The sequence below is a fragment of the Ruegeria sp. N8 genome, assembly GCF_056531325.1.
On the sequence record NZ_JBQFLQ010000005.1, the window covers coordinates 59493 to 85716 of the forward strand.

The 26224-nt window shown below is 58.0% G+C and carries 23 protein-coding genes and 1 pseudogene; 12 read left to right on the forward strand and 12 right to left on the reverse strand.

Annotated features, from left to right (window positions below):
• Positions 1–8: 8 nt before the first annotated feature.
• From ACR0C5_RS11690 to ACR0C5_RS11730, 9 genes are all read right to left on the reverse strand, one after another.
• Positions 9–1265, reverse strand: a complete 1257-nt coding sequence (locus ACR0C5_RS11690) for an ABC transporter permease (RefSeq protein WP_480876706.1) — start codon at positions 1263–1265, stop codon at positions 9–11.
• Complete coding sequence (locus ACR0C5_RS11695; RefSeq protein ID WP_480503779.1) at positions 1262–2182, reverse strand: ABC transporter permease; 921 nt, start codon at positions 2180–2182, stop codon at positions 1262–1264. Before ACR0C5_RS11695 ends, ACR0C5_RS11690 begins: the two co-directional genes overlap by 4 nt.
• Positions 2183–2193: 11 nt before the next feature.
• Positions 2194–3306 (reverse strand): ABC transporter ATP-binding protein, encoded by a 1113-nt coding sequence (locus tag ACR0C5_RS11700; RefSeq protein WP_170785917.1) that lies wholly within the window; start codon positions 3304–3306, stop codon positions 2194–2196.
• A 115-nt stretch (positions 3307–3421) separates the two neighbouring features.
• Entirely contained in the window at positions 3422–4546 is a 1125-nt protein-coding gene (locus ACR0C5_RS11705) for an extracellular solute-binding protein (RefSeq protein WP_170773495.1), read from the reverse strand.
• A 317-nt stretch (positions 4547–4863) separates the two neighbouring features.
• Positions 4864–5952, reverse strand: a complete 1089-nt coding sequence (locus ACR0C5_RS11710; protein ID WP_480876710.1) for an ABC transporter ATP-binding protein — start codon at positions 5950–5952, stop codon at positions 4864–4866.
• A 3-nt stretch (positions 5953–5955) separates the two neighbouring features.
• On the reverse strand, positions 5956–7611 hold the full coding sequence (locus tag ACR0C5_RS11715) for an alpha-amylase family glycosyl hydrolase (protein ID WP_480876713.1): 1656 nt from the start codon (positions 7609–7611) through the stop codon (positions 5956–5958).
• Between the two features lie 9 nt (positions 7612–7620).
• Positions 7621–8769 (reverse strand): carbohydrate ABC transporter permease, encoded by a 1149-nt coding sequence (locus ACR0C5_RS11720; protein WP_480876716.1) that lies wholly within the window; start codon positions 8767–8769, stop codon positions 7621–7623.
• A gap of 4 nt (positions 8770–8773) precedes the next feature.
• Positions 8774–9781, reverse strand: a complete 1008-nt coding sequence (locus ACR0C5_RS11725; protein ID WP_170785909.1) for a carbohydrate ABC transporter permease — start codon at positions 9779–9781, stop codon at positions 8774–8776.
• A 63-nt stretch (positions 9782–9844) separates the two neighbouring features.
• On the reverse strand, positions 9845–11113 hold the full coding sequence (locus ACR0C5_RS11730; protein WP_170355129.1) for an ABC transporter substrate-binding protein: 1269 nt from the start codon (positions 11111–11113) through the stop codon (positions 9845–9847).
• Between the two features lie 215 nt (positions 11114–11328).
• Between ACR0C5_RS11730 and ACR0C5_RS11735 the strand changes: the two genes are divergently transcribed.
• The 5 genes and pseudogenes from ACR0C5_RS11735 to ACR0C5_RS11755 all read left to right on the forward strand — a co-directional run bounded on the left by ACR0C5_RS11735 (position 11329) and on the right by ACR0C5_RS11755 (position 16332).
• Positions 11329–12360, forward strand: a complete 1032-nt coding sequence (locus ACR0C5_RS11735) for a LacI family DNA-binding transcriptional regulator (protein ID WP_480876720.1) — start codon at positions 11329–11331, stop codon at positions 12358–12360.
• Positions 12361–12362: 2 nt separating this feature from the next.
• Positions 12363–13661: pseudogene (locus tag ACR0C5_RS11740) on the forward strand (GH1 family beta-glucosidase); the annotation flags it as partial.
• Between the two features lie 45 nt (positions 13662–13706).
• Positions 13707–14696, forward strand: coding sequence for a glucokinase (locus ACR0C5_RS11745; RefSeq protein WP_480877059.1), 990 nt, complete (start codon positions 13707–13709; stop codon positions 14694–14696).
• A gap of 26 nt (positions 14697–14722) precedes the next feature.
• Positions 14723–15649, forward strand: coding sequence for a carbohydrate kinase family protein (locus ACR0C5_RS11750; protein WP_480876722.1), 927 nt, complete (start codon positions 14723–14725; stop codon positions 15647–15649).
• Positions 15650–15666: 17 nt separating this feature from the next.
• Positions 15667–16332 (forward strand): D-lyxose/D-mannose family sugar isomerase, encoded by a 666-nt coding sequence (locus ACR0C5_RS11755; protein WP_170785901.1) that lies wholly within the window; start codon positions 15667–15669, stop codon positions 16330–16332.
• 5 nt (positions 16333–16337) lie between these two features.
• On the opposite strand, the gene ACR0C5_RS11760 is transcribed toward ACR0C5_RS11755, so the two are convergent.
• Positions 16338–17351 (reverse strand): LacI family DNA-binding transcriptional regulator, encoded by a 1014-nt coding sequence (locus ACR0C5_RS11760; protein WP_480876725.1) that lies wholly within the window; start codon positions 17349–17351, stop codon positions 16338–16340.
• 219 nt (positions 17352–17570) lie between these two features.
• Here ACR0C5_RS11760 and ACR0C5_RS11765 point away from each other — a divergent pair, with 219 nt between their 5' ends.
• The 7 genes from ACR0C5_RS11765 (at position 17571) to ACR0C5_RS11795 (ending at position 23602) form a co-directional block, all read left to right on the forward strand.
• Positions 17571–18875, forward strand: coding sequence for an extracellular solute-binding protein (locus tag ACR0C5_RS11765; RefSeq protein WP_480876728.1), 1305 nt, complete (start codon positions 17571–17573; stop codon positions 18873–18875).
• A gap of 72 nt (positions 18876–18947) precedes the next feature.
• Positions 18948–19829, forward strand: a complete 882-nt coding sequence (locus ACR0C5_RS11770) for an ABC transporter permease subunit (RefSeq protein WP_480876731.1) — start codon at positions 18948–18950, stop codon at positions 19827–19829.
• An 11-nt stretch (positions 19830–19840) separates the two neighbouring features.
• On the forward strand, positions 19841–20734 hold the full coding sequence (locus tag ACR0C5_RS11775; RefSeq protein WP_170751513.1) for an ABC transporter permease subunit: 894 nt from the start codon (positions 19841–19843) through the stop codon (positions 20732–20734).
• A gap of 11 nt (positions 20735–20745) precedes the next feature.
• Entirely contained in the window at positions 20746–21792 is a 1047-nt protein-coding gene (locus ACR0C5_RS11780) for an ABC transporter ATP-binding protein (protein WP_170773458.1), read from the forward strand.
• Positions 21789–22787 carry an endonuclease/exonuclease/phosphatase family protein gene (locus ACR0C5_RS11785; RefSeq protein WP_480876736.1) on the forward strand — a complete coding sequence of 333 codons (999 nt, stop codon included), beginning with the start codon at positions 21789–21791 and terminating at the stop codon, positions 22785–22787. The genes ACR0C5_RS11780 and ACR0C5_RS11785 overlap by 4 nt, the downstream gene beginning before the upstream one ends.
• Before the next feature lie 92 nt (positions 22788–22879).
• Positions 22880–23122 carry a hypothetical protein gene (locus ACR0C5_RS11790; RefSeq protein WP_170773454.1) on the forward strand — a complete coding sequence of 81 codons (243 nt, stop codon included), beginning with the start codon at positions 22880–22882 and terminating at the stop codon, positions 23120–23122.
• Positions 23123–23131: 9 nt separating this feature from the next.
• Positions 23132–23602, forward strand: coding sequence for a phage holin family protein (locus ACR0C5_RS11795; protein ID WP_480503765.1), 471 nt, complete (start codon positions 23132–23134; stop codon positions 23600–23602).
• 1 nt (position 23603) lies between these two features.
• Here ACR0C5_RS11795 and ACR0C5_RS11800 read toward each other — a convergent pair whose 3' ends face one another.
• Both ACR0C5_RS11800 and ACR0C5_RS11805 read right to left on the reverse strand, forming a co-directional pair.
• Positions 23604–24776: an acetate/propionate family kinase gene (locus ACR0C5_RS11800; RefSeq protein WP_170789985.1), complete on the reverse strand. Its 1173-nt coding sequence runs from the start codon at positions 24774–24776 to the stop codon at positions 23604–23606.
• Positions 24769–26163 carry a bifunctional enoyl-CoA hydratase/phosphate acetyltransferase gene (locus ACR0C5_RS11805; RefSeq protein WP_480876740.1) on the reverse strand — a complete coding sequence of 465 codons (1395 nt, stop codon included), beginning with the start codon at positions 26161–26163 and terminating at the stop codon, positions 24769–24771. Before ACR0C5_RS11805 ends, ACR0C5_RS11800 begins: the two co-directional genes overlap by 8 nt.
• Between the last annotated feature and the right edge of the window lie 61 nt (positions 26164–26224).

The following is a 26224-nucleotide window of genomic DNA, read 5'->3' on the forward strand; positions in this document are numbered from 1 at the left end:
AGATTGCGCTATTCGTCCGTTTTCAGACTGTTGGGGTCAAACGCTCCGCCGAACCCGCCATTGGTCGAAGGTTGCGGCTCGGCCTTGGATTCATCTTCGTCACCACTCAAAGCATTTGGCGCGAAGACATTGCCAAACCCGCTATTGTTCGACGGTTTCGGAGCGGATTGCGTCTCGCCTTGTTCTGCCTCGTCAGCTTCGCGCTGTTTGCGGCGTTCTTCGCGCTGCTTACGCAGCTCTTGGATACGCTGGTCGGCTTCAATCTGCTTTTGCTCTTTCACGTTGGCGATGCATTGGTCCGGGCTGTAGGCGGTTGCCGTGCCCACAACTGTGATCGTAGCGGCCGCGAAGATAACCACGAGCATGGCGGCGACATTGCCTGCAAAGAAACTGGGCAGTTTGATCTTGCCCGCCAGTTCTTCGACCGTGGCATTCTTGCGCGCGGCGGCGACCAGTTCCTGTCGCTTCAACTTCGCCTCGTTCAGCAGGGCAAAAAACACCGTCAGCGCCACGATGATAAAGGCCAGGGCCGAGATCGACGGCGTTATGCCATAGCGTACTTTCTGTGCCAGTTCGATGGTCAGTGTCGGGTATTCGCCGAAGGTGAAGGTGGTCGTGTTGTAGTTTTCGAACGACGCGAGGAACGCCAGCACTGCGGCGCTTGCAATCGCGGGCCGCATAAACGGCAGCAGGATTTTGCGGAACGCCTGCGCATGGGTCGCGCCAAGGTCCAGTGCGGCCTCGGTCAAGGCCACGTCATACCGCTGCAGCCGCGCCACCAGAACCAACATGCAATAGCTGGCGATAAAGGTGGACTGGCCAATCACCGTCAGGAAAATGCCGTTCGACAGGACACTATCCGCGCCCAGCCCCAGCATCCGGTTGATCCGGTCCCAGAACACCAGGGTTGAAATCCCCAGAACAACCCCGGGGATCAGGATAGGCGCGATGATGATTGTGTAATAGGTTGCGCGCAGCTTGGGCCAGATCTGGGTCAGCATCAGCGCCCCCGCCAGCCCCATCGCCACCGACAGAACCACCGTACCGGCCCCGATGATCAGCGAGTTCTTGATGCCGTTCAGGATGCGCTGATCCTGAAACAGCTCTCCGAACCACTGGAAGGTCAGGCATTCCCACGGGGTCATCCGCGGGAAGGCAGACGAGTTGAAGGCCGTGACCGACATGATCACCAGCGGGCCCAACAGATACAGGAAGAAGATTGCCAGATAGACCCAGATACTTACACGAAGGAAGGACAGGTTCATTTGCCGATATCCCCCATATTCACCTTGAACAGGCGCATTACGGCCAACACAAACAGGATACAGGTCACCAACAGCACGATCGCGTAAGCGGCACCCTGCGGCCAGTCATTGTTATCGTTGAATTGCTGATAGATCAGCTGCGTGAACCACAAGCTGGACGGCCCGCCCAGAATTTGCGGCGCAGCCAGCGCACCTGCCGACAGCATGAACACCATCGTACAGCCCGAACTGATCCCCGGCTTGGCATAGGGGATGACGACCCGCCAGTGAATCCGCCACCACGGGGCACCCAGATCCCGTGCGGCCTCGATCTGGTTGCCGTCGAGGCTTTCAATCACGTTATACATCGGGAAAATCATCAGCAGGATGTAGGCGTAGCCGAGCCCTGCATAGAGCGCTATGTCGTTGCGGATGAAGTCGAACGGCGTGTCAAAGACGCCAAGGCCGACGAACAGGGTATTCAGCACGCCTGTCTCACCGAAGATGATGCGCAAGGCAAAGGCGCGCAGGATTTCGTTGATCCAGTAAGGGATGATCAGCATGATCGCAAAGATGCGAATATGACTGCCCTTGGACTGGCCCAGATAGTAAGCGATTGGGTAGCAGAGGATTAGGTTGAAGATCGTTACGCAGACCGCCGCAACCAGAGTGCGGAAGAACACGCGCAGGTCGACCGCGTTGTAATCCTGACTGCCGCCCTCGGGGCCGTAGATCAGATATTTGTAATTCTCCAGCGTGTAGACATCCTTGGGCCCGCCAATCTCAGGCGGGGGCAGGTTAGGCCGGAATGAGAAATCCAGCATCGACAGCTGCGGCAGGATGATCAGTCCGATGGTCCAGAAGATCACCAGACCCAGAATCGCTAGCCCCATACCGGTGCCGTTGCGGTTAAAGAACTCTCTCAGGAAGCGGGGCATTTCAGTTCCCCCTATTCCGCGGCCAGTTCACCCGCCGGAACCAGAACCGCATTCTGCGCCTCATATTCCAGCGTGATGTTCTGTCCGGTGTGATCCTGGAAGGATTGACCATGGTTCGGGATCGAGACCTTGATCTCCTTCCCGCCCTCACCCTCAGTGAAGATGTTGAAGACGTTCCCCTCGAATTCCTCGTGGTTAACGCGGGCGGTGACGAAATGGTCGCCCGTCGCCCCATCGGGGGCGATGGCAAACGCCTCGGGGCGGATGAACATCATGGCGTCATCCCCCTCTTTCAACTTGCCTTGGTTGGCGGTGGAAATTCGCGCCACTAGATCACCAGAGCGATTGGTCGCGATCATCGCCTCATTGCCCATGACCTGCTTGATCTTGCCCCGGAACACATTGTTTTCCCCAACGAATGAGGCCGCGAAGGCTGTGTTGGGATCATTGTAGATGGTCTTGCCATCGGCGATCTGGTCGATCACGCCCGCACGCATCACGGCGATGTTGTCGGACATGGTCAACGCCTCGCCCTGGTCGTGGGTGATGTAGATGAAGGTGATGCCAACACGCTGCTGAATCTCGCGCAGCTCGGTGCGCATATGCTGGCGCAGCTTCAGGTCCAGTGCCGACAGTGGTTCATCCAACAACAGCACATCGGGTTCGGCGCAGAGCGCACGGGCAATGGCGACCCGCTGGCGCTGACCGCCCGACAGCTCGCTGGGCAGTTTGTCGCCCTGCCCCGGCAGCGCGATCATGTCCAAAAGCTCATCGGCGCGCTTGCGGCGTTCCTTGGCGCTGGCGCCCTTGATCTCCATGGAAAAGGTGATGTTCTCCCACACTTTCATCAGTGGAAACAGCGCGAGGTTCTGGAAGATCAGAGCTGTAGGGCGTTTGTTCGGTCCAATCCCGCGCATGTCGTTGCCGCCGATCAGAACCTTGCCCTCGCTGGGGTCCAGAAAGCCCGAAACCGCACGCAGGATCGTGGTCTTGCCACAGCCCGAGGGGCCAAGGAACGAAAAGAAATCGCCCCCGTTGATGTTCACATTGGCATCCCGCACGGCGACGAAATCGCCGAACCGAATCCACAGGTTTTCCAGATCTACACCGACCCCTGCACTCATTTTAGGTATCTCCGTCTGGTGCGGATGGGGACCACACCGATATAGGGTCCGTCACGCCAAAGCGCACGGATGGATGGCCCCCCGCGACATCGCGGAGGGCGTCGTTTCAAAGCGATCAGGCGCTTTTGAACTTGTTGACGAATTCGGTCCGGGTTTCAGCGTACCACGGTGCTTCGGCCGGCCACGGGTTGAGGTTGGCCAGCGAGTCGCCCGGATAGGCCTCGGCAAAGTTCTTCTTATAGGTGTCGCCAGAGTATTGATCGGCACCCAGAACCGGCGAGTTATAGCCATGGCTATCAATCGCCACACCAGCCGGCTTCGCCTGATAAGCGAAGTCGATGAAGGCGTAGATCTGGTCGATATTTGCCGCACCGGTCGGAATCGACATACCGTCAACCCAGGCCATCGCACCTTCGACAGGAGCTTGGTAGTGCACCGGCTCGCCCGCCGATTTCAGCGCTAGCGGCGGACCATCCCAGGTCTGGCCGACAACAACACCTTCGTTCAGCAGGCCGTTTTTCTGAGTATCCGCGTCGTTCCAGATCAGTTTGATCCGGTTCTTGCGTTCGATGCACCAGTCGGTGATCTGACCCCAAACCTTGCGCATGGTGTCCTCGTCACCATAAGCGGCCCAGACTGAGCCCGGCTCCATCTCACCCGAACGTTCCATGTAAAGACCTGCGCCCAGCATCATCGAATGCGCGCGGCCCATGGTTTTGCCCGCATTCTCCTCGGACCAAACATCGCCATAAGACGGCGCATCGCCTTCGGGCAGCCATAGATCGGTGCGATAGGCAATGCCCTCGGTGCCCCAGATATGCGGCAGCCAGTGCACGCCCGCATCGCCAAAGTTCCACGCATCTGTGCCAATAGCGGCCATCGCCGGGTTCACCAGATCAATCGGTACCTTGTTCATGTCGAAGGGCTGCAGCAACTCAAGCGGTTCCCACTGCAAGGACCGGTTGTTGGTGGGCGAGACGATGTCAAAGCCTTGGCCCTTGGTCGCCTTCATCTTGTTGATGATCTCTTCGTTCGACCCGATGCCGGTATAGTTAACCTTGATTCCGGTCAGAGTTTCAAACTCTTGCAGGAAACTGGGTGGCAGATAATCCGACCACATCAGAATGTTGATCTCACCTGAAGAGGCCAGTGCGCTTTTGCTGTAAAGAGGGGCCGCCAGAGCCGCGGCACCTGCGCTTTTCAGCACCGTCCGCCTGGACAGGTTTGTTAGTTTAGTCATTGTTAGATCTCCCGTTGTAAATCCGTTTTTTTGTTTTTGTGGATACAGGTTAGACCTTTGCGATCCAGCTGTCAGTCCAAAAGTGACAGTTGGCAGTTTCCATAAGTCCAGTTTGAATTGACTTGGCGCCTTTGCGACCGCGTAACACCGCTGGTCGACGGGTCGGAAGATTTAACCAACCGGTGCGTTCACAAGCTAAAAAACACGTTCCATTATCCGATTAAGGCACGTTGGAATACCTGGCGGCGTGGCCGACAGGTACAATCGAAACGATCAACGCTGATGATTAAATTGGACTTCACCAATTCGCAGAAAAGTCAGGACTTGCTGCGCATAGATTTTCCGTCGTGAAACAAATGCACCTTTTCGGGACGGGCTGAGACACCAACAGTTTGTCCCCGCATATTGCGCTGGATACCCTGCAACTTGGCAATCACAGATTCAGCCCCGGTGCGGTTTTCAAAGTACAGCAGTGTGACTTCGCCTAGTGCCTCGGTGAAGTCCACCACCCCTTGAAAGGCCGCGTCCGCGTCAGCTGGAACAAAATCTTCTGGCCGGATGCCGACATTCACTTGTTTGCCCATGTCCTCCGCCTGGGTCGCGATAGCGCTCGTGATCGTTCCACCGGCCTCTAGCGTGACAACTGTCGTTTCGCCCGTTTGTGTGATGATACCGGGCAGCAGGTTCATCGAAGGCGAGCCGATGAATTGCGTGACAAATTCGTTATCCGGCGTCTCGTACAATTCCAGCGGAGTCCCAACTTGCGCGATCCCCTTATTAGCAAGCACCACGATGCGACTGGCCAAAGTCATCGCCTCGACCTGATCATGGGTCACATAGATCATGGTGCTGTCAGGCATCGCCTCTTTCAGCCGCGCGATTTCGATCCGGGTGGCAACTCGCAAGGCGGCGTCGAGATTCGAGAGCGGTTCGTCGAACAAATAGACCTTGGGATCGCGGACAATGGCCCGCCCAATGGCAACCCGCTGACGTTGTCCGCCCGAAAGTGCCTTGGGGAGCCGATCCAGAAATGGCTCAAGCTGAAGTATACGCGCGGCGCGTTCGACAGCGGCATCCACATCCGCCGCAGGCATTTTGGCGATCTTGAGAGCAAAGGCCATATTCTCGCGCACGGTCATGTGGGGATAAAGCGCATAGCTTTGGAACACCATCGCAATGCCGCGCTGCGCCGGGGGCACATCGTTCATCACCTGCCCTTCGATCTCAAGCGTTCCGTCCGAGATCTTCTCCAACCCTGCAATCATACGTAGCAAGGTGGATTTGCCGCAGCCCGAAGGACCGACGAATACGATCAGCTCGCCCCGGTCAATGTCCAGATTGATGTTCTTCAGAACATCTACATGACCATATGTCTTGGCCACGTCCGTGAGTTTGAGTTCAGACATAACCTACCCCTTGTCCCGCGCCAGCAGACAGAATTGCGCAGCGTCGAGGGACAATGCCCCTTCCCCGTCGACGCTGCCCAACTCCTCCCCGATTACATACCAGTTCCCCTCCGGCAGAGTGATTTGGGTCGGATCCGAGCCCAGATTGAAGGCACAGAAAACCTGCTCGGTCGGGGCGTCCCGCAGGAAAGTCAGAACAGGTCCGGTTTGGGTCATCTGCTTCTGCTCCCCGGACATCAGTGCCGGATGCGCATGTCGCAGCGCAATCGCGCGGCGATAGTGATGCAACATCGAATTGGGGTCCTGTTCCAACCTGTCGACGGCGCGTTCGGCTTGCAGCGGGCTGACTGGCAGCCACGGCCGGCCAGCACTAAAACCCGATTGCTCGTCCTGCGCGGCCCAGACCATCGGTGTGCGGCACCCGTCGCGTCCTTTGAATTCGGGCCAGAATTCGATGCCGTAGGGATCTTGCAGATCTTCGAACGCCACATCGGCCTCGGGCAGACCCAGTTCCTCACCCTGATACAGGCAGGCAGAGCCGCGAAGGCACATCATCAGAACCGCATGCTGTCGAACGGCCTCGTCGCTTAATCCCCAACGCGTCGCGTGTCGCGATACGTCATGGTTCGAGAAGGCCCAGCAAGGCCACGCATCACCGGCCTTGTCCTCTAACTGATCGAAAACCTGTTTGGCATAAGTCGCCGTTAGCGCGCGTTTTTCCAGAAACTCGAAAGCATAGCACATGTGCATCCGCTTATCGCCGGTGGTGTATTCGCCCATGATCTCAAGCCCGCGCTGCGCGTCGCCGACCTCACCCAGACAGGCGCGGCCTTCGTATTCGTCGGTCAACGCACGCAACCGTTCGAGGAAGGCGATATTCTCAGGCTGGCTCTTGGAGAAAAGGTGATCTTGATGGTTATAAGGGTTCACCATGGGCGCGATTGAGGCGTTGCGCTGCTCCATCGGCAGGCCGGGGTTGTCGCGCAGCTGCTTGTCATGGAAGTAGAAGTTGATCGTATCCAACCGGAATCCGTCGACACCCAAATCCAACCAGAATCGGGCCACATCCAGCAAGGCGTCCTGAACCGCCGGGCAATGAAAATTCAAGTCGGGCTGCGAAGTCAGGAAGTTGTGCAGATAATACTGCAACCGGCGCGAATCCCACTGCCAGGCCGAGCCTCCGAAGATCGACAACCAGTTGTTTGGCGGCGTTCCGTCCGGTTTCGGGTCCGCCCAGACATACCAATCGGACTTTTCGTTTTCGCGGTTGGACCTGCTCTCGCTAAACCACGGGTGCTGATCCGAGGTATGCGACAGCACAAGGTCGATCATCACTTTCAGCCCAAGCCCATGCGCCTGATCCAGAAGCTCTTTGAAATCCGCCATCGTTCCGAACATCGGGTCGACATCGCGGTAATCGCTGACATCATATCCGAAGTCCTTCATCGGAGACTTGAAGAAAGGCGATATCCAGATCGCATCGACCCCAAGCGAGGCGATATAGCCCAGACGCTGAGTAATCCCTTTCAGGTCGCCAATTCCGTCGCCGTTGCTGTCCTGAAAGCTGCGGGGATAGATCTGATAGATCACACCGCCGCGCCACCAATCGGACGCTGCTTGGGTTACCTTGGTTGTGTCCACAGTGTTCTGCACGTTCATCAGAAGCCTCTATTTGACGGATCCGGCCAGCAAGCCCCGGACCAGATATTTTTGCATTGCGAAGAAAACGATCAGCGGTACGGCGATCGATACGAACGCCGCCGTGGCCAGAATTTCCCAGTTGCCGCCCCGCGTGCCCAGCAGTTCGACAATCTGGTTGGTCATGACGGTGGTCTGACCAGACGCGTCGATCAAAAAGACCTTGGCAACCAGCAGATCATTCCAAGTCCACAGGAACTGGAAGATCGCAAAAGAGGCCAGCGCCGGGAAACTTAGCGGCAGGATCAGTTTGGTGAAGATCTGGAACTCGGTCGCTCCGTCAACCCGCGCGTTTTCGATCAGGTCTCGGGGAAGGCCAGCCATGTAGTTGCGCAGCAGGTAAATTGCCAGCGGCATCCCGAACCCGGTATGGGCCATCCAAACCCCAAGATATCCTTTCCCGATCCCGATATTGAGGTGGAATTTCAAGAGTGGGATCAATGCCAGTTGCAACGGCACCACCAACAATCCAACTACGGCAGCAATCAGCAGGGCGCGGCCGGGGAAATCCATCCACGCTAGCGCGTAAGCCGCAAAGGCGGCCACCAAGATCGGAATGATTGTCGCCGGGATGGTCACAGTCAGAGTATTGAAGAACGCTCGCCCCATGCTGTCAGAGGAATCTTCGGCCAACAAAACCTTGTGGTAATTGGCCAACGTGAACTCGGGCGGCAATTCTGCGGTCACGAACACACGGGCGCCCCGGCTGCCGGTAAATTCTTCCGAATTCTCCATCCTGTAGTTGCCTTGCGCGTCCACGGTGATCGTACCACCCCGACGCAGCTCAGCAGTGTCACCCGGAACAAACGCGTCCACAGCCCGAGAGCTGACACCCCATTGAGAGATCGTAGCCGTCGTTCCCGCGTCGAACAGGTTGCCTTCGATCACGTAAATCCCGTTTTCCAGAACCTGTGTGTCCGGCGCTGCAGACCGCAAAGTCAGATTCTGTTCGGACGGGAAGAGAGATTTCCACCAGCCGCTTGTGGCAATCTGATCGGCCGTGCGAAAAGACGAGATCAACAACCCCAGTGTTGGCACCACCCAAAGCACGACCAGAAATATGACCGAGGCATGGACGACCCAGCGCAGCGCCGGTTTAGTTCCTGCAATATCGCTCATCGCCTCACTCCATCTCTTTGCGCGCGTTGCGCACGTTCCAGATCAGGATCGGAGTGACCAGCAGCATGATCACCATGGCGGAGGCCGACCCCACACCCCAGTCATTGGCGCGGAACAGCTTGTCATACATGTAGTTTGCCAGAACCTGTGTCTCCCACTGGCCGTTGGTCATGGCAAAGACGATGTCAAAGACCTTGAGCACGGTGATGGTGATCGTGGTCCATACGACCAGAATTGTGGTCTTGATCTGCGGCACCTTGATGCGGAAAAAAATCTGGAACGGGTTGGCGCCGTCCAGAATGGCGGCCTCGATGGTTTCTTCGGGGATACCACGCAGGGCCGCGGACAGGATCACCATGGCAAAACCGGTTTGTATCCAGATCAGGACGACCATCAGGAAGAAACTGTTCCAGAACGGGATGGTCAGCCAAGTTTGCGGCTCGGTCCCGCCAAAGAAGATATAAAGCGCGTTCAGCATCCCGATCTGATCCTGTTCGGCCGGGCGAGTGTCATAGACCAGCTTCCAGATCACCGATGCACCCACAAAAGAAATCGCCATCGGCATGAAGATCAGTGACTTGGCGATATTGCCCCAACGAATGCGGTCGGTCAGTTGCGCAACCAAAAGACCCAAAGCGGTGGACATTGCCGGCACGATGATCAACCAGAACATGTTGTTGCGCATGGCTTCCCAGAATTTGGGCTCATTCGCCATCTGGATGTAGTTTTCCAGGCCCACCCATTCATAGCCCCCACCGGGTACCCGATCCGTAAGGGACAAGCGCAGCGTTTCGACCACCGGATAGGCCAGATACAGACCCAACGCCGCCAACGCCGGGAACAGAAACAACCACGGACGGATCATATTGGCGCGGTTGATATTGCGCCCTGCATTCGGGCCGCGCGCCGGGAACAGCACTTTGTCCAGAAACTGGTTGGAGAGGTAGAAATAGCCCACACACCCTGACACGCCGATGGCGATGGTCAGCAGGCCCTGTAATGCCGGATGCATGCCGCGTCTCCCTTGCGACGGTGGCAGGCAACCCGAACTGGCGGGTTGCCCGATCAGGAACGCTTAGTCCAGCGCGTCCCAGGAGGATTGGATTTCGTTGGCAACCTCTTCCGCCGAGGCCCCGCCAGCATAGTCGACCATGCCGGTCCAGAACGTCCCTGCGCCAACACCGCCGGGCATTAGGTCAGACCCGTCAAACCGGAAAGTGGTTGCTCCCAGAAGGATGTCGTTCATCTTCTTCAACGTCGGGTCCGAGAACAGCGAGGTATCAACGCCCTTATGCGGTGTCAGGAAGCCGGTTAGCTGCATCCAGGTCTCGTGCGCTTCGGGGGTCTGCAGATACTCGATCAAAGCATGAGCGCCGGGGCTGTCATTGGTGATCGCCCAAAGTGTGCCCGCACCCAGAACCGGGCTGCCCAAGTCTTTGCTTTCATAGGCCGGGAAATAGAAGAAATCCGCATCCTCACCCACGACCGTGCCTTCGGGGAAGAAAGCCGGAATGAACGAGGCCTGACGGTGCAGATAGCATTGCGGCGGAGAGCTGAACATGCCTTTGGGACTGTCGCGGAAATCGGTCGTGGCCACTGCCCCTGCCCCACCAGCGACATAGTCGTCGTTGCGGGCGAAGGCTCCGAATTCTTCGATGGCCGCGATGACCTTTGGGTCATTGAATTTCATTTCATTTGCGACCCAGGCGTCATAATCCGCGGGCGATTGCGTGCGCAGCATCATGTCCTCGACCCAGTCGGTCGCGGGCCAGCCGGTCGCTCCGCCAGACCCTAGACCGATACACCAAGGCGTCTCGCCATCCGCCACGATCTGGTCCGTCAGAGCTTTGAGTTCCTCCATCGTGGTCGGCACTTCGTACCCGGCGTCTTCGAAGTTCTCGGGAACATACCAGACCAGCGATTTTACATCGACCTTGTAGAAAAATCCGTAAAGATTGTCTGCGCCGTCCGGACCTGCGTAAGTCCCCAGATCGACCCAGGATTGACCCGCAGCGTAATTATCGCGAATCCAATCGGATGTGCCATCTGCCAAAGGCGTCAGAAAGCCGGATTTGGCCATATCCGCCGCCAGACCGGGCTGCGGGAACACCGCAACGTTAGGGGCAGATCCTGCTTCCGCATCGATGCGGATCTGCTGTTCGAAACTATCCGAGCCGACATAGGCGTACTCATGCCCGGTCGCGGCAGCAAAGCCGTCCAGCACCTTTTCGACATTTTCCTGATCCGGTCCCAACCAGGGGCCAAACACCGTGACCTTGTCGGCATGCGCCGCGCCCGCCATCAGGGCGAACGTTGCCGCGCCTGCGTAAAGCGAGTGTTTCATGAATTCTCCTCCCAACTCTATTGCGCCCATGAGACTCAGTTTTCAAAGCGCTTTGAATGACGGGTTTTATCCGCTAACATTCAAGTTCTGTCAATATTAGGTTTGAAATTCGCCTAAAAATTAATAAAACACACGGTGAGTAGAAACAGGTTGACCCAATAGGAAAACCCACTCACAACAGTTTTGCCACCAATTTGAAGGCGCTTTGAAGCGAAATGAACCTAAAGCAGCTCTCAGAAATCCTTGGTCTTTCGCAGACAACGGTCAGTCGCGCGCTGAACGGATACCCCGAGGTGAACGAGGCCACGCGAGAGCGGGTTCAAGCTGCGGCGACCAAACACGGCTATCGGCCGAACAGCCGCGCCAAAGGGCTGGCCACGGGGCGTTCTATGGTGATCGGGCACGTGATCCCCAGTTCCTCGCAACATGAAATGGTCAACCCGATCTTCGGGGATTTTGTCGCCGGGGCCGCTCGAACCTATGGCGCGCATGGCTATGACATGATGTTCACCAATGCCGACGATACCTCGATCGAACGCACCTATCGGGACCTCTTCCAACGCGGCGCAGTCGATGGGGTCGTTCTGCAAGGCCCCAAGGTCAACGAACACCGGATCGAGGTTTTGACCCGCATGGCGGTTCCGTTCATCGTACATGGCCGCTCGACCGGGATCGAGGTGCCGTATGACTGGGTCGATGTGAACAACAAAAGCTCATTCCTGAGGGCAACCCGGTTTCTGATTGATCTGGGGCACAAACGTATCGCGCTGATCAATGGGTTAGAGGATATGGATTTCGCCCAACGTCGCCGCGAAGGATATCTGCAGGCTCTGCAAGAAGCCAGTCTTACGCCCGAACGCGCCCTGATGCGCAGCGCCGAGATGACCGAGGTTTACGGCCATCACGAAGCCCGCGACATGCTGCAGCTGGACAACCCCCCTACGGCCATATTGGTCTCGTCAATGATATCTGCCATCGGGGTGCGACGCGCTTTGAATGAGGCTGGGCTGAAAATGGGGCGCGATGTATCGGTTATCGCCCATGATGACGACCTGTCCTATCTCAAGAATGGACAAGACGTGCCGATCTTCACAGCAACGCGATCCTCGGTCCGGCAGGCTGGGGAAATCGCCGCCGAAATGTTGATCGACCGGATCAAATCACCGGACGACCCGGTTAAAACTAGATTGCTGGAGGCCGAACTGGTAGTTGGCGGCTCGACCGGCCCCGCTCCTGACAGGTTCTGAACATGAAATATACCCGCGCTGATTTCCCCAAAGATTTCCTCTTTGGTGTCGCAACCTCTGCCTATCAGATCGAAGGCCACGCGCAGGGTGGCGCAGGTCAGACCCATTGGGACACCTTTGCCCGCACGCCCGGCAATGTGGTGCGGGGCGAAAACGGAGATCTCGCTTGCGATCACCTCAACCGTTTCGATCAGGACTTTGATCTGGTGCGCGAAGCGGGGTTTGATTGCTATCGCTTTTCAACCAGCTGGGCCCGGGTTCTGCCCGAAGGACGAGGGGCCGTGAACCAAGCCGGATTGGACTATTACGACCGACTGGCCGATGCGCTGCTGGAACGCGGCATTCGCCCCTGTGCGACGCTCTATCATTGGGAACTGCCCTCGCCGCTGGCGGATTTAGGCGGGTGGCGCAACCGGGATATTGCCGGATGGTTCGCCGATTTCACCGAGATCATTATGGGCCGCATCGGCGACAGGATGTTCAATGTTGCCCCCATCAACGAACCCTGGTGTGTCAGCTGGTTGAGCCATTTCGACGGCCACCACGCCCCCGGCCTGCGCGATATCCGCGCGACGGCTCGCGCGATGCATCATGTTCTGCTGGCGCATGGCCGTGCGATCGAGGCGATGCGTGGTCTGGGCATGTCCAATTTGGGAGCGGTGTTCAATCTGGAATGGGCCGAACCCGCCGATGACAGCGCTGAGGCGCGCAAGGCCGCTGACCTCTATGACGGTATCTACAACCGGTTCTTTCTGGGCGGTGTGTTTAACAAAGCCTATCCGCAAAATGTTCTGGACGGGTTGGAGCCCTATCTACCCGCTGGCTGGCAGGATGATTTCGACACGATCGGCGCGCCCGTGGACTGGTGCGGGCTGAACTACTACACCCGCAAACTGATCGCGCCCGCCGACACCGCCTGGCCCGGCCTGCAAGAGGTCCCTGGCCCCCTGCCCAAAACGCAAATGGGGTGGGAAATTGAGCCTTCCGCCCTGACACGTTTCCTGACCCGGACCGCTCGTGAATATACCGGCGATCTGCCGATCTATGTGACCGAAAATGGCATGGCCAGCTCTGAGCGCCAGCAAGATGAGGACCGGATCGACTACCTCAACCAGCATTGGGCCGCTGTGAAAGACGCGTTGGATCAGGATGTGCCCGTCAAAGGCTATTTTATCTGGTCGCTGCTGGACAACTACGAATGGGCCTTGGGCTACGAGAAGCGCTTTGGTCTGGTTGATGTGGATTTCGACACGATGGAGCGGACACCCAAAGCGTCCTTTGAGGCGGTGAAAACTGCCCTCGTCGGTGCACAAGTCTCTGTCCCCCTGGCACAACCCGCCGGAGCCATGCATGAACACTGGAATCTGGTGGCTGATATCGGCGGTACCAACACCCGGTTGGGAGTTATCTCAAACGGGAAACTCACCGATCTGCGCAAATACCCAACGGGTCAGCTGCCGCAACTGCTCGAGGCATTTCACAGCCTGCGCGACGAGATCGGCACCGACCCCCGAGCGGTTGTCGCCGCCGGGGCGGGGCCGGTGCGAGATGGTACGATCCGACTGACCAACGCGCAGCTTGATTTGTCCGAGGACGACATCGGTCGTGCGACCGGCGCGCAGCATACCTTTGTGATCAATGACTTCACCGCAGCGGCGTGGTCTGTGGCCGAAATCGGTGCCGGTGACGTCGAAGTGTTGCAGGGTGCGGAAACCCCACCGGTCGGCACCCGCTTGGTCGTTGGGCCGGGCACCGGCCTCGGGGTTGGGTCGTTACTCTATTCCGAGGGGCACTATCATACGGCATCCGGCGAAGGCGGCCATGTGGGCCTGTCCCCGCGCCACGCAGACGAGGTTGAAGTTTTTCTCGCCGCCCGCGAGGTCGCGCCCGAGTGTTTCTTTGACGACTCGCTGACCCTTGAAGCCGAGATGTTCCTGAGCGGCACCGGCCTGCCCATCCTCTACCAAGCCATCCAACTCGCAGCCGGTCAAGCCAACGCAGAAACCCGGCCTGCAAAGGATATCCTGCAAGACGCGCTGGCCCAAACCGACCCTCATGCGGTACGCGCGGCCCATATGTTCACCACTCATCTGGGGGCTGTCATGGGCGATATGGCCGTGACCATGATGCCTGCGGGCGGTGTTTTTCTGGTGGGCGGCGTGGCCGAAAAGAACCGTTGGCTGTTCAAGGACACCTTCCGAGACGCTTTCAACGCCGGGGGTCGGTTCAGCGAGCTACGCCGGTCGATGAACCTTTATGTCTCGGAACAGGATGAATTTGGCATTGTTGGCGCTAACAATTTCTGCAAAAGTGCGCTCGCGCGTCGGATGGCCTGACGCGGCCAAACTGGAAAGGTCCCGGCATGATCCTGTGCTGCGGTGAAGCGCTGATCGACATGATCCCCACCCCAACCACCGACGGGGCACAGGGCTTTGTCCCCCATTCAGGCGGAGCGATCTTCAACACCGCCATAGCGCTTGGTCGTCTGGGCGCGTCGGTTGGGATGCTGACTGGCTTGTCCAGCGACATGTTCGGGGCACAACTGTCCGACGCGCTGACCGACAGCCACGTGGATCAGACTCATGTCATCCGCTCGGACCGCCCGTCGACACTGGCCTTTGTGCAATTGAAAGACGGACAGGCCAGCTATAGCTTTCTCGATGAAAACTCGGCCGGGCGGATGCTGCGGCCCGAGGATATGCCCGCGCAGTTGCCCGGCACCACAGCGCTCTATTTCGGCGGTATCAGTCTGGCCTGCGAACCTTGTGCGGATGCGTATGCGGCCTTGTTGGATCAACATGCCGGCACCTGCGCCGTCATGCTCGACCCCAATATCCGCCCCGGCTTTATCGCGGATGAGACCCGGTACCGCACCCGCCTGAACCGCATGATCGAACAGGCCGACATCGTAAAAGTATCTGACGAAGACCTGAATTGGATCGTCCCCGGACCAGAATCCCTGACCGAGAAAGTCCCTGCCCTGCTGGAAGCCCGGCCTTCTGTTGTCATTGTCACCAAGGGTAGCGAGGGCGCCTCGGCCTATCTACACGACGGGTCCGAGCTCTCGGTGCCGGTCAAACAGGTGCAGGTGGTCGACACAGTCGGTGCCGGCGACACGTTCAATGCGGGCGTTCTGGCCCAGCTTGACGCGGACGGCTTGTTGACCAAATCCGGTCTACGCTCGGTGGACGCCAGTGCCTTACGGTCGGCTCTGAGCAAAGGGGCCGAGGTCGCCGCCGTCACCGTATCCCGCGCCGGGGCGAATCCGCCCTGGGCACACGAACTCTGACCACGAAGGCCAAACCGATGAAACGTTCCGAAATCAACGAGATCAAATCCGCAGCCGAGGCGTTCATTCATTCCTTTGGTGCGGTTCTGCCGCCTTTCGCCACATGGTCGCCTGAACAGATGCGCAGCGCTCGGGCCGACGGCATTCGCGCGCGGGGATTGGGCTGGGATATCACCGATTACGGTCAGGGCCGATTTGATGAGCTTGGATTGTTCTTGTTTACACTGCGCAACGGCGATGTCACTGACCTGAGCAAAGGGCGCGGTATGCTTTATGCGGAAAAACTGCTGGTCTCGCGGGACAAACAACTCTCACCCATGCACCGCCATATCGTGAAGGCCGAAGACATCATCAACCGGGGCGGCGGTGATCTGGTGATGGAGATCTATGCCTCGGACACGGATGGCGGCATCGACCGCGACAACCCGGTCATTGTGCCAAGCGACAACTGCCCGGTCACGATCCAACCCGGTGAACTGTTGCGCCTGAAGCCCGGTGAAAGCGTGACATTGATGCCGGGTATCTGGCATGCCTTTTGGGCGGAGAAAGGCGATTGCCTGATAGGCGAAGTCTCAACCGTCAACGATGACCGAACCGACAATGTGTTCGAGGACCCAATTCCGCGCTTTGCCACGATCGAGGAAGATGCCGCGCCCGATTTCCTGCTGGTGGCCGATTACTGAAAATCTCAATGCGTGCCGCGGGGCACGAAGTGAGGTTCAATCAGAATTGTTTCGCTGGCTTTCAAAGGGTTCTTCAGCCGTTTCTCCAAAAGTTGGATGACGTGCTCGACAGCTTCGTCGATCGGGTTGCAAACCGTTGACAGATCGAATGTTGGCCAGCCAGCCATCTCAATATCATCGAACCCCACAACTGACAGGGTTTCTGGAACTGATACCCCCAAGTCTCGGGCCGCTGTCAAAGCCCCAATCGCGGTTGCATCATTGGCACAAATCAATGCATCCAGTGAATGCGTGGTCAGCAGGCGGGTGGCCGCCCTGTGGCCGGCGTCGACAGTGAAGTCGCCGTCGGTTTCGGCAACCAGCGAAAGCCCAGCCTCAGCCAAACTGTCCAGTACCCCAGCCCGGCGACCGCTAGAAGAGGAGAAAGCCTCGGGGCCACCGATATAGCCGAATTTCTTTCTTCCCTTTTCGATCAGAACCCGAGTGGCAATCCGGGTGCCCTCGGCGTTTCGACAACAAACATTGTCAACACCCTGGGCCTCGACGACGCGCCCAGCGGAAATCATTGGAACCCCGATCTTGCTGCATTGCGTGACGACTTCGGCCTGCATACTTCCACCTCGCAGGATCAACGCGTCCAACGGGTAGCGCAAGACTTGCTGAATTGCCTTTTCCGCAGACTGATCGCCGCCGTCGATCAGGATCGGCCATTTGTTCAGCGCGTTCAATTGCCCAACCAAAGCCATTACGAACTCGGTGTCATAAGCACTGCGCATATTTCCGACAAAAACGGCGACAAGATGCGAGCGGCCATCTTTCAGCCCTGCCGCCAGCGCATTGGGCTGATACCCCATCTGCGCCGCGACCTCATGTATCTTTTTCCGCTTATCTGCATCCAGATAGGCGCCAGGTGTGAACGCGCGTGACACAGACGACCGCGATACACCTGCCGCTTCGGCCACAATCTGGGCAGTCACCCGCCGGGGTCGCGGGGTGTTATATTCATTGTCACTGCTCACGCACTAGCTGTCCTCTGTTTCTGAATAATTTGTCAATAATGCTAAAAATCTTTCACCGAACTGTCACATGCAAAGCGTATGTGACCACGTGTGCACAAGATGTGCATCACGAATGGGATTCGCCCTATTTGTGCAGATTTTTGACGCTGCCTGGGGCTTCGGCCCCGCAACCTGGTGCGCTGACCAAAACCTTGGTCCGCGGCCAAACCGGAGAGAGACATGACCAAGCTGACCCTCAGCGCTACCGCCGCCGCGCTCGCCTTTACTGCGACCGCAACTTTTGCCGAAACCGAGATCACATGGTGGCACGCAATGGGCGGCCAACTGGGTGAAACCGTCAACAAGATTGCCGAAGATTTCAACGCCTCGCAGGACGATTACAAGATCACTCCGGTCTACAAGGGCAGCTATGAGGAAACACTGACCGCAGGTATCGCCGCCTTCCGTGCGGGCGAGCAGCCCAACGTCATGCAGGTCTTCGACGCCGGTGCCGCCACCGTGATCGGAGCCAAGGGAGCAACTATCCCCGTTCAGGATCTGCTGGCCGATAATGGCGTGAATTTCGACATCAACGACTACATCGCCGGTGTGCGGTATTTCTATGCCGACAGCGACGGCAAGATGATCGGCATGCCCTTCAACTCGTCTACGCCAATCCTGTATTTCAACGTGGACGCGCTGGAAGCTGCAGGTGTCACTCCGCCGAAAACCTGGGAAGAGTTCCAGACAACCACTGCTCCTGCGCTGAAAGACGCGGGCTACATCGCGCTCAGCCAGTCGCACCTGCCCTGGATTTTCACCGAAAACTTCATGTCGCGCCACAACCTGCCGTTTGCCACCAACAACAATGGCTATGACGGCATCGACACGCAGATCCTGGTGAACAATGACGCCATCAAGGCCCACTTCACCGCCGTGACCGATTGGAAAGACGAAGGTCTGTTCGAATGGTATGGTACCGGCTGGGGCGACAACGCCAAGCCGTTCGAAGAAGGCAAAGTCGCCATGTGGCTGGGTTCGTCGGGCTCTTTTGGTGGCCTCCTGCAAAAAGACCTGCCGTTCGAATTCAGTGCAACCGAGCTGCCCTATTGGGAAGCCGTGACCGCCGAGCCTACCCAAACCTTCATCGGTGGCGCCGCTTTGTTCGCAATGTCCGGCAAATCGGACGACGAGAACAAGGCCACGGCTGAGTTCTTCCGCTTCCTGACCGCGCCTGAAACCCAGTACTTCTGGCACCAGGAAACCGGATACGTACCGATCACCGAAGCCGCATATGAGGTTGCCAAGAAAGACGGCCATTATGACCGCTTCCCGGCCGCCGAAGTTGGTGTGAACCAGTTGCAGGCTAAGGCGGGCGACAACACCAAGGGCTACCGCATGGGCTTTTACGTCCAGATCCGCGACATCATGAACCGCGAATATGGACGTATCCTGACTGGTGAAACCGACGTCGAGACCGCCTTCAAGACAATCGAAAAAGAAGCCAACGAACTGCTGGCACGCTTTGGTAAGACCCAGGGTTAATCCCCGTTATCACCCCCTGGATGGTCGTGCCTCCGGGTGCGACCATCGCTCATTATTCGCACGGAACCATTCATGAAACGCGCGGGCTTTGACACGATCTGGCTTCCTGTGGCGCTGCTGATGCCGCAACTGCTGATCATTGCCATCTTCTTCTACTGGCCTGCGGGCTGGGCTTTGCAATCCTCGTTCTACTTGCAGGACCCGTTTGGGTTCGGCTCGACCTTTGTAGGGGGGGAAAACTATACCTCGCTGCTGGGCAATGATCAGTACAAGCGTGTGGCAGGGTTCACGATCCTTTATTCGGTGCTTGTGACGTTCTTTTCGCTCGCCATCGCGCTGCTGCTAGCGGTCAAGGCGGACAAGGTAATCCGAGGGGCAAAGACCTATCGCACGCTGCTGATGTGGGTCTATGCCATCGCACCACCTGTGGCCGGGTTTCTGGGCATCCTATTCTTTGATCAAAGCACTGGGCCGCTGACCAAGTTTTTCCAGATGTTCGGCTGGGATTTCAAACTGGGCGTGGACTATAACGCCACGGCCACCGCTATGGTCATCGTGGCCGTGTGGAAGCAGATCCCGGTCAATTTCATCTTTTTCCTCTCGGGCCTGCAATCCATTCCGCGATCCGTGCGCGAGGCGGCGATGATCGACAACCGCTCGGCTATCGGACGGTTCTGGCAGGTGACTTTCCCGCTGCTGGCCCCCACCGCGTTCTTCCTGCTAATCATCAACATCACCTACGCGCTGTTCGACACCTTTGGCGTGATCGACGCGCTGATGAAGGGTGAGCCGGGCAACAACCCGATGACGCTGGTCTACAAGGTCTATCTGGACGGGTTCCGAGGCAATGACCTTGGCGGCTCATCCGCGCAATCGGTGATCCTGATGGTGCTGGTGCTGATCCTGACCGTGTTTCAGTTCCGCCTGGTGGAACGCCGGATTCACTATACGTAAGGGCTTTGGACATGGCTGAGACAACACTCGAAACTCCCGTTGAAACCCATCGCCCCCGCCGCATCAAATGGGGCGCGATCGGCGATCACACCGTCCTGATCCTAGGCGCTTTGCTGATGATGATACCACCGCTGCTGGCGCTGACCACGGCCAGCCATGACGCGGTGACGATCCACCGCGAGGGGTTGCAGCTGACGCTGGGCGACAATCTGGGCAAGAACTTCCATGCCGCCATGTTCGAAAAGGGTGGGTTCACCCAGACGGTGGATGGCACGCTGATGCTGATGAATTCCTTCATCCTTGGCATCGGCTTTGCGATGGGCAAGATTATCATCTCGATGATGGCGGCCTATGCCATCGTCTATTTTCGCCTGCGCTTTGCCACGCTGGCCTTCTGGGTGATCTTCACCACCCTGTTGCTGCCGCTGGAGGTGCGCATCCTGCCCTCATACGAGGCGATCCAGAAACTGGGCCTGACAAACACCTATACCGGTCTGATCGTACCGCTGATCGCATCCGCAACCGGCACGTTCTTTTTCCGTCAGTTCTTCATGTCCGTCCCTGAGGAGCTGGCCGAGGCCGCCCGGATTGACGGCGCAGGCCCATGGAAGTTCTTTGTCGATATCCTTGTACCGCTTAGCCGGACGATGATCGCTGCGATCTTCATCATCATGTTTGTCTTTGGCTGGAACCAATATCTGTGGCCGACACTGATCACGACGGATGAGAGCTTTTTCACCCTGGTCCGGGGCATCAAACAGATCGTGCTGTCCTACACAGATAGTCAGATCCCAGAACACGGGCAGGCATTGGCGCTGGCCATTGTCGCGATGATCCCACCCGTGGCGATCGTCGTCTTTTTCCAAAACTGGTTCGTTAAGGGCCTTACAGAATCCGACAAATAAGGAATACGCGCATGGCTCAGGTTTCATTAGAGGGCATCCGCAAGGTCTATCCCAACGGCTTTCAGGCGGTTCAGACCACCAGCTTCACCATTCAGGACGGCGAGTTTGTCGTGCTGGTCGGCCCCTCGGGTTGTGGCAAATCCACCCTGCTGCGGATGATCGCGGGGTTGGAGGAGATCACCGAAGGTACACTGAAGATCGGCGACCGGGTGGTCAATGACGTGGATCCGGCGGACCGGGACATCGCGATGGTGTTCCAGAACTATGCGCTCTACCCGCATATGACCGTCCGAAAAAATATCGGCTATGGCCTCAAGAATCGCGGCAACCCGGCCTCCGAGATCGCGGCCAAGGTCGAAGACGCCGCCAAGATGCTGAACCTGACCGAATATCTGGACCGCAAACCAGCGCAGCTGTCGGGTGGTCAACGTCAGCGCGTCGCCATGGGCCGCGCCGTAGTGCGTGATCCGGCGCTTTTCTTGTTTGATGAACCGTTGTCGAACCTCGACGCCAAGCTGCGCAACCAGATGCGGATCGAGATTAAGGCCCTGCAACGCCGCCTTGGCACCACAGCCGTCTACGTGACCCATGATCAGGTCGAGGCGATGACGATGGCCGACCGGATCATCGTCCTGAACGCTGGCCGGATCGAACAGATCGGCACGCCGTCGGAAATCTATCACAACCCAGCCTCGACCTTTGTGGCCTCATTCATGGGAGCACCGCCGATGAACCTGATCCGGGCTCAGGTCGAGCAAGGCGAGGTGCGCATCAATGGCTATGACGGTCTGATGCCAGCACCTGCTTCGCAAAACGGGCCGGTGACTTTGGGCATTCGCCCCGAGGATGTGGTACTGGACGATCACGGCAACATCCCGTTCCGTGTGGACATTCTGGAAGAGCTCGGCGCCCATCGCCTGTTGCATGGCGTGGTGGGGGAACAACCTTTTTCGGTGATGATCGGCAAGGATGATGCAGCCTCCACCGGGACCGCGACATTGAATTTGAAGCCCGAGGCCCTGCGACTGTTTGATCCTGAAACGGGGCGCAAACTGTGACGGGGCAAACGTTTGAGACATTGCCCGCCGTGACGCTGGAACAGCGTAACGCGATCTTGGCTGCGCCGCGCACGGCTGAAGCGCATCGCGATTTGCTGTCCAGCCTGCCTGCCATGAATGCCGTGCAAGTTGGAGGCCGTGCTACGTCCACTCATTTGCAAAGCGATTTCACAGTGGCTGCCTGGAATGTGGAACGGTGTCTTTTCCCCGAAGAAACCGCCGCACATCTTGGCAAGGTCTGCCCCGATATCGTCTTGTTGTCCGAGGTCGATCACGGCATGGCCCGCACTGCACAGCGGCATACCACTGAAGTGATAGCCGACGCGCTTGACATGACCTACGCCTTCGGTGTCGAGTTTCACGAACTTGATCTCGGCGGCGCGACCGAGCGGGGCTTTTGCACGGATGACTTCAACAGTCTTGGCTGGCATGGGAACGCAATCCTGTCCTCGGTGCCGTTTGAACGCACGTCACTGATCCGACTGGACGATCACGGCCATTGGTTTGCCTCGGACCCTGGCGCGACGGACCCGGATCAACCGCGGGTCGGCGGTCGCAATGCCATCGCCGCCATTATCCCGGCCACGCAGGGTTCGCTTTGCGTTGTGTCCACTCATCTGGAAAGCAACGCAGATGCAGCGCACCGCCATCAACAGTTCCAACGGTTGTTAGATGAAATCGACGCGTTTGCGCCCGGACTGCCCGTTCTGATCGGTGGGGACCTGAACACCGGCAACCATCTGCCCCCCGATTTTGACTGGCGACGTGAAACCTTGTTTGGGTTGGCCGAACGCGAAGGCTACTCATGGTCTTTCACCGCAGAAGGTCCTACAACCCGACCCAGCCTGATCACTCCGCATCCTGAGCGGGTCATGAAACTGGATTGGTTGGCCGGACGGGGTCTGAAGTGTCTAGACAAAGGCATTCTGACTTCAATCTCGGACGAAGGTACGCCGCTTTCGGATCATGATTGCGTCTGGTGTCGCACAGGCTAAGCACTGGCCCGCTCAACTATCTGGATAAGTCCCTTTTACCGAAACAGAAAAACCGTCTAACATGCGGTTCATCGCGGTAGAGGGACGCAACCATGGTAACAAAAGCAGAATTGGAAGCAGAGGTCGCCGAACTGCGCCGCCAGTTGGCCGAACACGCCAACCCCGAGCCACCCAAGGCCCCGGAACCAGCCGATGCATTCGTCGACAACCTCGGCCATTGGACTGCCCAAATTGATGAAGTTCTGACAGAATTCGAGGATTTGCCGCATAAAAAGCCCATCCTATTCGCCCTTGGCGTCTTTGCGCTTGGGTACATGATCGGTCGATCCCGATAGGAGCCTGACATGAGCCGCATTTCCCGAAATATCTCGATCATTTTGCGCGCTGAACGGCTGATTGCACAGCGTCAAGTCGCAGTTGCCGCAAAGCGCACAGGCATCTATGCCGCAGCAGGTCTTGCCGTGGGTCTTGCCGCCGTGATGCTGAACGTGGCCGGGTTTTTCTGGCTGTCAGAGACTCTGTCGACGACCTCGGCCGCGCTGATTGTGGCCGGGATTGATCTGGTGGTGGCCGTTCTGCTTGCGGTAGTTGCGAATTCCATGACGGCACAGACAGACACGTCGGATGCCGTCGAACTGCGAGACATGGCTTTGCGAGATATTGAAACCGAAATCCGAGAAAACTTCGCGGATGCGCGCAACGCCGTAACCGGCATTAGGCGCGATCCGCTTGGCACGCTGACACCTGAAATTGTCAGCGCACTTCTTGGGGTCCTGCTGAAATACGCCAAGACCCGTAAAAAGCCGCAGGACTAGGTCACTCCATTAGGTTCGCAGCCGCGCGGGCGATCACCATTTCCTCATTCGTCGGAATCGACAGAATCCGCACGCGGCTGAAATCGGTTGAAAGAACCGTGCCACCATCGGCATTCCGGGCGTGATCCATCTCGATCCCGATCCAACGCATGCCGTCACACACCATCTGCCGGATTGCGGCCGAGTTCTCGCCAACACCACCCGTAAAGACCAGCGCGTCGATCCCTTCCAGTGCGGCTGACAATGCGCCCAATTCGCGGCGTATGCGGAAGACGTAATAGTCAATGGCCTTACGCGCCTCGGACGTGTCAGCGGACAGAAGGGTGCGCATGTCCGACGATATCCCCGACAGACCCAGCAGACCGGATTTGCGATACAGAATCTCGGCAATCTCATCCGCCGACAGGCCTTCCTGCTGCATCATGTAAAGCACAACACCAGGGTCAAGCTGCCCGCTACGCGTTCCCATTGGCAACCCGTCCAGCGCCGAGAACCCCATAGTCGAGGCCACCGCCCGACCACCCGAAACCGCACACATCGAGGCCCCGTTACCCAGATGCGCAATAACCACGCGCCCGTCGTACAAGCCCGGCGCGATCTCTTTCAGCTTTTGCGTTATGTAGTCGTAGCTGAGCCCGTGAAACCCGTACCGTCGTACGCCTTTGTTATAGTAGCTCTGCGGCAGGGCGAAGGTGTCGTTGACCCAAGGGTGTGTCCGATGGAACGCCGTGTCAAAGCAGGCGATCTGCGCTGTATCCGGGAAGGCCGCGCTGGCTGCGCGTATCCCTGCAAGACTATAGGGCTGATGCAGCGGCGCGAAAGGTATGAACCCAGACAACGTCTCGACAACCGAGGCGTCAATGCGCACCGGCTCGGAATAAACAGTGCCCCCGTGGACGACGCGGTGCCCGATGGCACGTACATGGATGTCCGGCAGGTATTCCCGCGCCATTTCCAGAAAGGCGTGGATCGCCTCGTCATGGCTTTTGGTGTTGGTCAAAGGACGGTCGATCGAGCGTCCTCCAGCGGATTGGGCCAGCAAACGTGGTGCGTCGCCCAAACGTTCGATCTGGCCACGCCAGCGCATACTGGGGCGATTGCCCTCAACCAGCTCATAAAGCGCGAATTTCAGGGAAGAAGACCCGGCGTTCAGCGCCACAACATGATCAGCCATGGATTTTACCCTTGTTTGCATGCGCATGAAGCGCGGCTACAGCACAGGATGCCAATCGCGAGGCATCATCATCGGATCGTGACGTCAAAATGATGGGAACGGCCGCACCGATCACGACCCCTGCCGCCTCGGCATGAGAGATGAAGGTCAACTGTTTTGCCACCATATTCCCGGCCTCAATATTAGGCGCGACCAGAATATCGGCAGCACCGGCAACCTCTGACGTGATCCCTTTGGTACGGGCGGCGTTCAGATCAACCGCATTGTCCATCGCCAGCGGCCCATCGACCAACCCGCCGGTGATCTGACCGCGCTCGGCCATTTTCGACAGCAAGGCCGCATCGACCGATGACGGCATATGCGGGTTGATCGTCTCAACCGCCGACAACACGCCGACCTTGGGCTGTTCGATTCCCAAAGAATGTGCCAGGTGAATCGCGTTTTGCACGATATCCGCCTTGGTTTCCAAATCAGGCGCAATATTCACCGCCGCATCCGTCACCATGATCGGGCGCGACATGCCCGGAACATCCATTACGAACACATGTGACAGTCGCCGCCCTGTGCGCAGCCCTTTTTCACGACGCAAAACCGCGTGCAGCAACTCATTGGTATGCAGATACCCCTTCATCAGGGTCTGCGCGCGTCCGTCGACTACAAGATCCACGGCACGGTGCGCGGCGATGCCGTGGCTGCGGGCCTCGACAATTTCGATGCCAGACAAGTCGGCCCCCAGCTCAGCGGCAGCAGCGGCGATTTTATCGGGGTCCCCGACGAGGATCGGCGAAATAATATGATTGGCATGCCCCAGCAACGCGCCGCTCAGAGAGTTGGGCTCTTCTGGCGCAACAACGGCGGTTGGCATCGGCTCTAGTGGGCGCGCTTTTTCCAACAGCGCGTCGAAATGGCGGTGCCGCTGCACGATCAGGCCAGGGACCTCGACCGAGTCGAACTCCATATGCGTCGAAGGCGGTGTGACCTGAACGGTGCCGCTGAGAACCAGTGCATTGTCAACGACCCGTCGCACTTCGGCTGAGCAGAGCAGATCACCATCGTCGCGCTTTTCCTCAACAGCGACAAAGGCAGTCAGTTCTTCACCCGCAAGCACCCGGAGGTGGAAGGCCAAATCCGCGCGGCGAGTCTGCGTTCCGGCGCCGGGCATGTAGTTTCCCAGCACGGCTGCGACCAGACCGGCGGGCCACAGCGCGGGTGCGACGGCTTCGGCAAGGCCGTCGCCATCCCCGTCATAGGTTGCCAGATGCAGCGGATTGTGATCGCCCGAGGCCGAGGCAAAAGCATAAAGGTCGTCAACCGTGCACAAGCGGGTCAGTTGTGCCGCGTCGCCAACCTTGAGCTGCTCGAAGGTTTTATTTTCCTGGATTTTCATAGCGTGCCAACTTTGGTTTTTCGGACGTCTTACCGACTTGGGTCGCGGGTTTAATTGATGC